At 63.2% G+C, this 8,557-nt stretch carries 8 protein-coding genes; 5 read left to right on the top strand and 3 right to left on the bottom strand.

Annotation, left to right across the window (positions count from 1 at the left end; translation table 11 throughout):
* Positions 1-112 precede the first annotated feature (112 nt).
* Entirely contained in the window at positions 113-1,180 is a 1,068-nt protein-coding gene (locus tag ACODSV_RS35265) for an NAD(P)-dependent alcohol dehydrogenase (RefSeq protein ID WP_150056409.1), read from the bottom strand.
* A 147-nt stretch (positions 1,181-1,327) separates the two neighbouring features.
* Between ACODSV_RS35265 and ACODSV_RS35270 the strand changes: the two genes are divergently transcribed.
* The 3 genes from ACODSV_RS35270 to ACODSV_RS35280 all read left to right on the top strand — a co-directional run bounded on the left by ACODSV_RS35270 (position 1,328) and on the right by ACODSV_RS35280 (position 4,520).
* Positions 1,328-2,224 carry a VOC family protein gene (locus ACODSV_RS35270; RefSeq protein WP_150056410.1) on the top strand — a complete coding sequence of 299 codons (897 nt, stop codon included), beginning with the start codon at positions 1,328-1,330 and terminating at the stop codon, positions 2,222-2,224.
* Positions 2,221-3,612: an alginate export family protein gene (locus tag ACODSV_RS35275; protein WP_150056411.1), complete on the top strand. Its 1,392-nt coding sequence runs from the start codon at positions 2,221-2,223 to the stop codon at positions 3,610-3,612. The genes ACODSV_RS35270 and ACODSV_RS35275 overlap by 4 nt, the downstream gene beginning before the upstream one ends.
* 89 nt (positions 3,613-3,701) lie before the next feature.
* A complete protein-coding gene (locus ACODSV_RS35280; RefSeq protein ID WP_024074796.1) occupies positions 3,702-4,520 on the top strand; it encodes an alpha/beta fold hydrolase in 819 nt (272 codons plus the stop codon).
* 145 nt (positions 4,521-4,665) lie between these two features.
* Here ACODSV_RS35280 and ACODSV_RS35285 read toward each other — a convergent pair whose 3' ends face one another.
* Together ACODSV_RS35285 and ACODSV_RS35290 are read right to left on the bottom strand one after the other, a co-directional pair.
* The gene (locus ACODSV_RS35285; protein ID WP_024074795.1) at positions 4,666-5,052 is read right to left on the bottom strand and encodes a DoxX family protein; all 387 of its coding nucleotides are present in this window, start codon (positions 5,050-5,052) and stop codon (positions 4,666-4,668) included.
* A gap of 81 nt (positions 5,053-5,133) precedes the next feature.
* Positions 5,134-6,009: a LysR family transcriptional regulator gene (locus ACODSV_RS35290; RefSeq protein WP_150056004.1), complete on the bottom strand. Its 876-nt coding sequence runs from the start codon at positions 6,007-6,009 to the stop codon at positions 5,134-5,136.
* Between the two features lie 111 nt (positions 6,010-6,120).
* Here ACODSV_RS35290 and ACODSV_RS35295 point away from each other — a divergent pair, with 111 nt between their 5' ends.
* Complete coding sequence (locus ACODSV_RS35295; RefSeq protein WP_150056005.1) at positions 6,121-7,353, top strand: YbfB/YjiJ family MFS transporter; 1,233 nt, start codon at positions 6,121-6,123, stop codon at positions 7,351-7,353.
* A complete protein-coding gene (locus ACODSV_RS35300) occupies positions 7,350-8,348 on the top strand; it encodes an NAD(P)H-quinone oxidoreductase (protein WP_150056006.1) in 999 nt (332 codons plus the stop codon). The genes ACODSV_RS35295 and ACODSV_RS35300 overlap by 4 nt, the downstream gene beginning before the upstream one ends.
* Positions 8,349-8,557: the final 209 nt, after the last annotated feature.

Genomic DNA, 8,557 nt, shown 5'->3' on the forward strand with positions numbered 1-8,557 from the left:
CACGGGACCAAGCTCCCTCGCCACAGACCACTGGAAATTGTGTAGATACCCATGCTCATCGGGGGCAAGCCCCCTCCCACAAAGGCTCTACAGTGGTTTGGAGATCGGGGTTTCAGGCCGCGTGGCTTTCCTTTTTCAAGCTGTCCATATCGATCACGAACCGATACTTCACATCGCCCTTGAGCATGCGCTCATACGCCTCGTTGATGCCCTGGATATCGATCATTTCGATGTCCGAGACAATCCCGTGCCTGGCGCAGAAATCCAGCATGTCCTGGGTTTCCTGGATGCCGCCGATCAACGAACCGGCCAGGCTGCGGCGCTTGAAGATCAGGTTGAACACCGTAGGCGACGGGTGCGGGCTGTCGGGGGCGCCGACCAGGGTCATGGTGCCGTCGCGCTTGAGCAGGTTGAGGAAGGCGTCGAGGTTGTGCGGCGCGGCGACGGTGTTGAGGATGAAGTCCAGGCTGTTGGCGACCTTGGCCATTTCGTCCGGGTTCTTCGACACCACCACCTGATCGGCACCGAGGCGCAGGCCGTCTTCGCGCTTGTTCGGCGAGGTGGTGAACAAGGTGACATGGGCGCCCATGGCGTGGGCAATCTTCACCGCCATATGCCCCAGGCCCCCGAGGCCGACCACACCGACTTTCTTGCCGGGGCCGACCTTCCAGTGATGCAGCGGCGAATAGGTGGTGATGCCAGCGCACAACAGCGGCGCCACGGCCGCCAGGTGGGTGTCATCGTGGGAGATGCGCAGCACGAACTTCTCCTTGACCACGATATTGTCCGAGTAGCCCCCGAAGGTGTTCTCCCCGCCAAACACCGGGCCGTTGTAGGTGCCGGTAAAACCGCTCTCGCAATATTGCTCCTCGCCCTCGGCGCAAGAGGCGCAGTGCTGGCAGCTGTCGACCATGCAGCCGACACCGGCGAGGTCGCCGACCTTGAATGTCTTCACATTGGCCCCGACCGCCGTGACGCGGCCGACGATTTCATGGCCGGGCACCGAAGGGTAGAGGGTGTTGTTCCACTCGTTGCGGGCGGTGTGCAGGTCGGAGTGGCACACGCCGCAGTAGAGAATGTCGATCTGTACGTCATCCGCCCCCGGCGCGCGGCGCTCGAAGGTAAAGGGCTTGAGGGCATCCTTGGCGTTCTGGGCGGCGTAGCTGTATGTCTTGGCCATTTCGTTCACCTGTGTGATCTGACGGTAGAGGTCAGTGGACCAGCATAGACGCTGAACCGTTCAACCGAGCACGTCTGTACAATTTCCATCGCGTCCCTGCGCCTAACCTCACGGCTTTCAATCGCGTAGAAGTGCTGGAGAGTGGGCATGCGTAGCAAAGCAATCAAGGTATCTGTGGCATTGACGCTGCTGGCGGGCGCAATGATGGGCAATACCTTCGCGGCAACCCCGAGCGTGGCCGTGGCGCCACAATACGACACCAGCCACGTCTATGTGGCCCCGGCGGATGTGGACCGTTTCACCCAGAGTTTCCTCGCCACCTTCGGCGGCAAAAGCACGCCCCAGGTGGTGGTGAATGTGCTGCCGGTGCCGAGCAGTACCACCTCGCAGCTGCTGCAGACGCCGGCGGGCACGGTGTCGCTGTTCGGTTTCACCACGCCTATCCCGCACCCTTTTGGCCAGGAACGCAACGGCTACCTGGTCAAGGACATGGACGTTGCACTCAAAGCCGCGCGGGAAAACGGCGCTGCCGTTATCGTCAGCGACTTCCCGGACCCGATCGGGCGTGACGCCGTGGTGCAATGGCCGGGTGGCGTGAACATGCAGCTCTACTGGCACACCAGGATCCCGGACTACGCGGCGTTCCAGACCGTGCCGGAAAATCGCGTATACCTGTCCACCGAGCGCGCCGACGCCTTTATCAAATCGTTCCTGGGCTTCTCCCACGGCAAGGTGCTGGCCGATGACAAGCATGCGCCCGGCACCGATGTGGGCCAAGCCACTGGCACGTACCGCCGCGTCGACATCGAGTCACCGTTCGGACGCATGGCGGTGCTGGTCACCAACGGCCAACTGCCCTACCCCTTCGGCCATGAGACCACCGGTTATCAAGTGCCTGACCTGACGGCTACCCTGGGCAAGGCCACCGGTTCCGGCGCCAAGGTCCTGGTGCCGGCCTTTGACAGCAAGGGCCGCCGCAGCGCCGTGGTTGAATTCCCCGGCGGCTACGTCGCGGAAATTCACCAACTCCTCGCTGCAAAATGATTGGCCGCACAGGCTGGGGCCTGGCCGTGCTGTGGCCGCTGCTGATCGGCAGCGCCCACGCCGACGATCAACCGACACGACCGGCCATCAAGACCAACCGCTGGCAGGAAGACTGGTCGGTGCTCCAAGACCCGGCGCTGCGCACCCAACCGCTGGACAGCTTGAAGTACATCCCGCTGTCCAGCGCCAACCCGTTCACCTATTTGTCATTGGGGGCGACGTTGCGCGAGCGCTTCGAGATGAACGATGCCAATGGTTTTGGGGTGAAGGGCGTCAAGCGTGACAGCTACCTGATCCAGCGCTTCCAGGTGCACGCCGACCTGCACTTGAACGAAAACTGGCGGCTCTTCACCCAACTGGAAGATGCACGCGCCTACGACAAGACCACGGTCGGCGGCGCCGACCAGAACCGCGTCGATTTGCGCCTGGCCTTTGCCGAATACGTCAACGCCTTCAGCAGCGGCACGCTCAAGGCGCGTGTCGGGCGCCAGGACTTTGCCTTCGACTTGCAGCGTTTCATCTCATCGCGGGACGGCCCGAACGTGCGGCAATCCTTCGATGCATTGTGGGCCGATTGGGAAACGTCCAACTGGCGCTTTATCGGGATTGCCAGCCAGCCAGTGCAGTATCAGGACGAGCGGCACTTCGACGACAAATCCAACAGTGACGCGCGCTTCCACATGCTGCGGGTCGAGCGGCTGGTGGGCGGCAAGAATGAGCTGTCGGCCTACTACGGCGTGTACGAGCGCAGCGCTGCGCACTATCTGGATGCGGACGGCGATGAAACCCGCCACCTGCTGGATGCACGCCTGGGCGGCACGGCCCAGGGGTTCGACTGGGACATTGAAGCCATGCTGCAAAGCGGCTCGGTGGGCAACAAGGATATTCGCGCCTGGGCCGGCGGCAGCCGCACGGGATACACCTTCGACAGCGTGACGTGGAAACCGCGCATCGGCCTGCAACTGGACATCGCCTCGGGCGACCGTAAGACCGGTGACGGTACAGTCGGCACGTTCAACCCGCTGTTCCCCAACGGCTACTATTTTTCCCTGGCCGGCTATACGGGCTACAGCAACCTGATTCACGTCAAACCGTCGATCACTGTCAAGCCCATCGACAAGCTCAGCGTGCACACCGCCGTCGGCCTGCTGTGGCGCCAGACCACCAGCGATGCGGTGTACACGCAACCGAACCTGCCGGTCGCCGGCACCGCAGGCCAGGGTGGACGCTGGACCGGTGCCTACGGTCAATTGCGCACCGACTACGTGTTTACGCCGAACCTCACCGGTGCGGTTGAAGCGGTGCATTACGCGGTCGGCCGCACGTTGCGCGACGCCGGCGGCGACGACAGCAATTACCTGGGGGTCGAGCTCAAGTTCAGTTGGTGACCCCAGGCAAGCACACCCGTACAAGCCCCTGGCCCGGTTTCGGGCAATAGTGAGGCTGATGTCCAGTCCCTCAACCAAGGAGTTTTTCCATGAGCACATTCGTAGCCAAAGACGGTACCCAGATCTATTTCAAGGACTGGGGCAGCGGTAAACCGGTGCTGTTCAGCCACGGCTGGCCGCTGGATGCCGACATGTGGGAATACCAGATGGAATACCTGAGCAGCCGTGGTTTTCGCACTATCGCATTTGACCGCCGTGGCTTCGGGCGCTCTGACCAGCCGTGGACCGGTAACGACTACAACACCTTCGCTGACGACATCGCGCAGTTGATCGAACACCTGGACCTCAAGGACGTGACCCTGGTGGGCTTCTCCATGGGCGGCGGTGACGTGGCCCGCTACATCGCCCGCCACGGCAGTGCACGGGTGGCCGGCCTGGTGCTGTTGGGCGCCGTGACGCCAATTTTCGGCCAGCAGGCGGATTACCCGCAGGGCGTGCCGAGCGAAGTGTTCGACGGCATCAAGGCCGGGTTGCTCAAAGACCGTGCGCAGTTCATCGCGGACTTCAACACGCCGTTCTTCGGCATCAACAAGGGCCAGACCGTTTCCGAAGGTACGCTGGCCCAGACCCTGCAGATCGCCATGCTGGCGTCCCTCAAGTCGACCGTGGATTGCGTCAGTGCATTCTCCGAGACCGACTTCCGCCCGGACATGGCCAAGATCGACGTACCGACCCTGGTGATCCACGGTGACGGCGACCAGATCGTGCCGTTCGAGACTACCGGCAAGGTGGCGGCCGAGATGATCAAGGGTGCCAAGTTGAAGGTGTACAAGGATGCGCCGCACGGGTTTGCCGTGACCCACACCCAAGCCTTGAACGAGGACCTGCTGGCGTTCCTCAATCGCTGAAAAACCCCGCTCCTTTGGCCGGAACGCTAGTGCCCTGTAGGAGCAAGCTTGCTCGCGAAGATCGTCAACGATGACGCAGTCAATCAGATTTAACGCGTCGCTCTTGGGTTCTTCGCGAGCAAGCTCGCGCCTACAAGGGCAGGGTTTAACCGGCCTTTTTTTCCAGCGCCAGGCGACCTGGCCCGGCAATCAGGATGCTGGTGAAAATGATCAACAGCAGCCAGCCGAATTGCCCTTCCAGCAGCGTCCACTCCGGATGCACCACCACCATCGCAATCAACAGCACCGCCAGGATCGGCAGGCACGCCAGGCGCACCAGCACCCCGGCGATGATCAACAGCGGGCACAACACTTCGGCGAATATCGCCAGCAGCAGGGTGACATGGGCGCCGAGGTGAAACGGGTCTTCGATCAGCTTCAACTGCTCGCTGTAGTTGAGCAATTTGGGCAGGCCATGCACCCACAGCAGGAACAGCGCCCCGCTGACCCGCAGAAATAACAGCCCGATGTCCTGGTGTCTTGATTCGTTCATATGCGCTCCGGTGGGTTGACACGTTATCGACGTCGATTGTGTCCGCAGAGCGCTACGCACGCTTGCAACCGTGTGCTGACCTTACTCCCTGGTGCCGGCAAACCCGGCGACGATCTCGTCGATCACCGCCCGTACCCGCGCGGTGTGGCGCAAGTCGGCATGGGTCACCAGCCACACGTCATACGGCAAGGGCCGCGTACGCTCCGGCCACACACGCACCAGGCCGTCCATCTGGCCGGTCGGCACCGGGATTTCACCGATACCGATGCCGGCGGCAATCGAGCGGCGTACCAGCAGGCTGGAACTCAACGCAGCCACAATGCGCCCACGGCCCAAGGGTTCGGACACCAGGCTCATGTCTTTCTGGGTTTGCAGGTACGGTTGGTAGACCACCAGGTCATGGCCTTCGAACAGACTGCCCGGCTCCGGCACACCGTGGCGGTCGACATACGCCTGTGAAGCGAACAGGCCCACCGGCCAACGCGCCATGCGCCGGGCGATCAGGTCGGGGCTGTCCGGGCGGATGTTGCGCACAGCGATGTCGGTTTCACGCTTGGCCAGGCTGAGGAACTGGGTGGAAGCGTCCAGTTGCACACGCACGTCGGGGTGCTGATGGTGCAGCCGGGCGATCGCCGGGATCAGAAAGTCGATGGCCAGGGAGTCGGTGCTGCTGACCCGCACCGTGCCGGTCAGGCGGTCGTCCAGGCCTTGGATCTGGCGCTGGAGATCCAGGGCCGAGCGTTCCATTTTTTCCACCGAGAGCAAGGCCGCCTCGCCAACGGCGGTCAATGCATAGCCCTCGGAGGTGCGCAGGAACAACGTCGCGCCCAATGCCTTTTCCAGGGCGTTGACCCGCCGCCCGACCGTGGCCTGGTCGACCCCAAGCACCCGCGCGGCACCGCGTAATGTCGACTCGCGGCACACCGCCAGGAACACCCGTGCGTCATCCCAATTCATGCTGCCCCCTTGTGCTGCATATCTGCATCACTATGACGTGTAATCGCTGCATTATTGCATCGAAAAACCTGGATATGCTGGGCGCCATAGAAAATACCCAGGACCACCGTCATGCCCGACACTCATACCCCCTCTCGCACGGCCTTGTGGCTGCCGATTTTCGCTGGCCTGTGTGCCAGCCTGGTCAGCATCGGCCTGGCGCGCTTTGCCTACACGCCGTTGATTCCATCGCTGATCCAGGCCCACTGGTTCAGCGCCAATGATGTGGTGTACCTCGGCGCCGCGAACCTGGTGGGTTACCTGATCGGCGCGCTGATCGGCCGGCCTATCGCTCAGCGCACCTCGAACAGGACCGCGCTGCGCCTCATGATGCTGGCGGTGACCCTCGCGTTCTTCGCCTGTGGCTTCCCGCTGTCGGTGGTGTGGTTCTTCGCCTGGCGCCTGCTGTCGGGGATTGCCGGTGGCGCGATCATGGTGCTGGTGGCCGCGACCGTGTTGCCCCATGTACCGGCCGCACGTCGGGGCCTGGCCAGTGGGGCGATCTTCCTCGGCATTGGCCTGGGCATCGCCGGCTCCGGCACGATAGTCCCCCCGCTGCTGAGCCTGGGCTTGCAGCAGACCTGGTTCGGCCTGGGCCTGTTGGCCGTGGTGCTGACCGCCGCCAGCTGGTTCGCCTGGCCTTCGGGCACGCTGCATGAAGATGCGCGGCCCTCCGGCTCGGCCATAGCGACGCCTTCCGGTGTGTACCTGCTGTTCGCCCAATACGCCTTTATGGCCGCAGGGCTGGTACCGGCGATGGTGTTCCTGGTGGATTACGTGGCCCGTGGCCTGGGGGCCGGGGCGCATATCGGCGCGATGATCTGGGTGATGTACGGCCTGGGTTCGATTGTGGGGCCGGTCACTTACGGGTTCCTGGCAGACAAACTGGGCGCGCGCTTGAGCATTCGCGTGGTGCTGGTGGTGCAGGCGATAGCGGTCGGGGCGTTGCCGTTTGCCGGCTCGTTGACGGCCCTGGCGGTACTCGCGGTGCTCCTCGGTTCTTTCCCGCCGGGCATTGTGCCGTTGGCGCTGGCACGGGTGCATGAACTGATCCCCAACCATCATCAGCAGCAGGTCGCGTGGAGCCGTGCCACGGTGTCATTTGCCACTTTCCAGGCGCTCTCGGGGTTTGCCTATTCCGCCCTGTTCAACTTCAGCGGTGGCCAGCATGGGTGGTTGTTCATGATCGCCGCCGGGGCGATAGTGGTTGCCCTGGCACTCGAACTGGGCATGCGCCTGCTGAACCGCCGACCGTCCGCCGCGGTCCCACCCCATACGCTCATCGCTGCAGGTAATCTGAAATGACGCTCCCGAAAGAAATGACCCTGATCGAAATCACCACCCCCGGTGGCCCCGAGGTGCTGCAGCCGCGCCGCGCAGATGTACCGCTGGCGGGCCCCGGCGAGATCCTGATTCGCGTGCATGCGGCCGGGGTCAACCGCCCCGACGCCCTGCAACGCGCCGGCAAGTACCCGATGAAACCTGGCATGAACCCGCTGCCTGGCCTGGAAGTGGCAGGGGAAGTCGCCGCGCTGGGCGACGGCGTGACCGAATACGCCCTGGGCGATAAGGTCTGCGCCCTGACCAACGGCGGCGGCTATGCGCAGTTCTGCACGGTGCCCGCCAGCCAGGCGCTGCCGATCCCCGCCGGCATGGACTGGATTCAAGCCGCTGCCATACCGGAAACCTTCTTCACCGTGTGGGCCAACCTGTTCGGCCTTGGCGGCGCGCACACCGGCCAGCGCGTGTTGATCCACGGTGGCACCAGCGGCATCGGCACCACCGCCTTGATGCTCTGCCGCGAGTTCGGTATCCAGGCCTTCGCCACCGCCGGCAGCGCCGACAAATGCGCGGCCATTGCCCAGCTTGGCGGCGAGCCGATCAATTATCGCGAGCAGGATTTTGCCGAGGTCATCGCGCAACAGACCGACGGCCAGGGCGTGGACGTGATCCTCGACATCATGGGCGGCTCGTACCTCAACAACAATCTCAAGGCCCTGGCCATGGACGGTCACCTGGTGATGCTGGGCTTCCTCGGCGGCGCCAAGGCCAATGATGTCGACCTGCTGACCATCCTCGGCAAGCGCGCGGTGATCACCGGCTCGCTGTTGCGCGCGCGCACCAAGGATGAGAAAGCCGCGATCGCCCAGCAACTGCGCGAATATGTGTGGCCGGTGCTGGAGGCCGGGCGGTGCCTGCCGATCATCGACAAGGTGTACGAATACACCGACGCTGCCCAGGCCCATGCACGGATGGAAGGTGGGGACCATATCGGCAAGATTGTGTTGCGGGTGGAGTAACCGGCGGGCAACACCTATTAAATGTGGGAGGGGGCTTGCCCCCGATTGCAGTAGGTCAGTCAATGATGCTGTGACTGTCATACCGCTATCCGAGCATGGGTGTCTGCGCAACTTTCAGGCTGAAAAATCTCTTGGGGGTGAGGGAGCTTGGTTTCGTGGCGGCCTTCGGGCCGACCGCTTTTTTGGAGTTTTAGCGAGTACATATCCGT

The organism is Pseudomonas sp. FG86 (genome assembly GCF_057808775.1).

Excerpts from the sequence above, each read along its gene's own strand:
- ACODSV_RS35275 (WP_150056411.1), top strand. The coding sequence starts at position 2,221 with ATGATTGGCCGCACAGGCTGGGGCCTGGCCGTGCTGTGGCCGCTGCTG.
- ACODSV_RS35270 (WP_150056410.1), top strand. The coding sequence starts at position 1,328 with ATGCGTAGCAAAGCAATCAAGGTATCTGTGGCATTGACGCTGCTGGCG.
- ACODSV_RS35290 (WP_150056004.1), bottom strand. The coding sequence starts at position 6,009 with ATGAATTGGGATGACGCACGGGTGTTCCTGGCGGTGTGCCGCGAGTCG.
- ACODSV_RS35280 (WP_024074796.1), top strand. The coding sequence starts at position 3,702 with ATGAGCACATTCGTAGCCAAAGACGGTACCCAGATCTATTTCAAGGAC.
- ACODSV_RS35265 (WP_150056409.1), bottom strand. The coding sequence starts at position 1,180 with ATGGCCAAGACATACAGCTACGCCGCCCAGAACGCCAAGGATGCCCTC.
- ACODSV_RS35300 (WP_150056006.1), top strand. The coding sequence starts at position 7,350 with ATGACGCTCCCGAAAGAAATGACCCTGATCGAAATCACCACCCCCGGT.
- ACODSV_RS35285 (WP_024074795.1), bottom strand. The coding sequence starts at position 5,052 with ATGAACGAATCAAGACACCAGGACATCGGGCTGTTATTTCTGCGGGTC.
- ACODSV_RS35295 (WP_150056005.1), top strand. The coding sequence starts at position 6,121 with ATGCCCGACACTCATACCCCCTCTCGCACGGCCTTGTGGCTGCCGATT.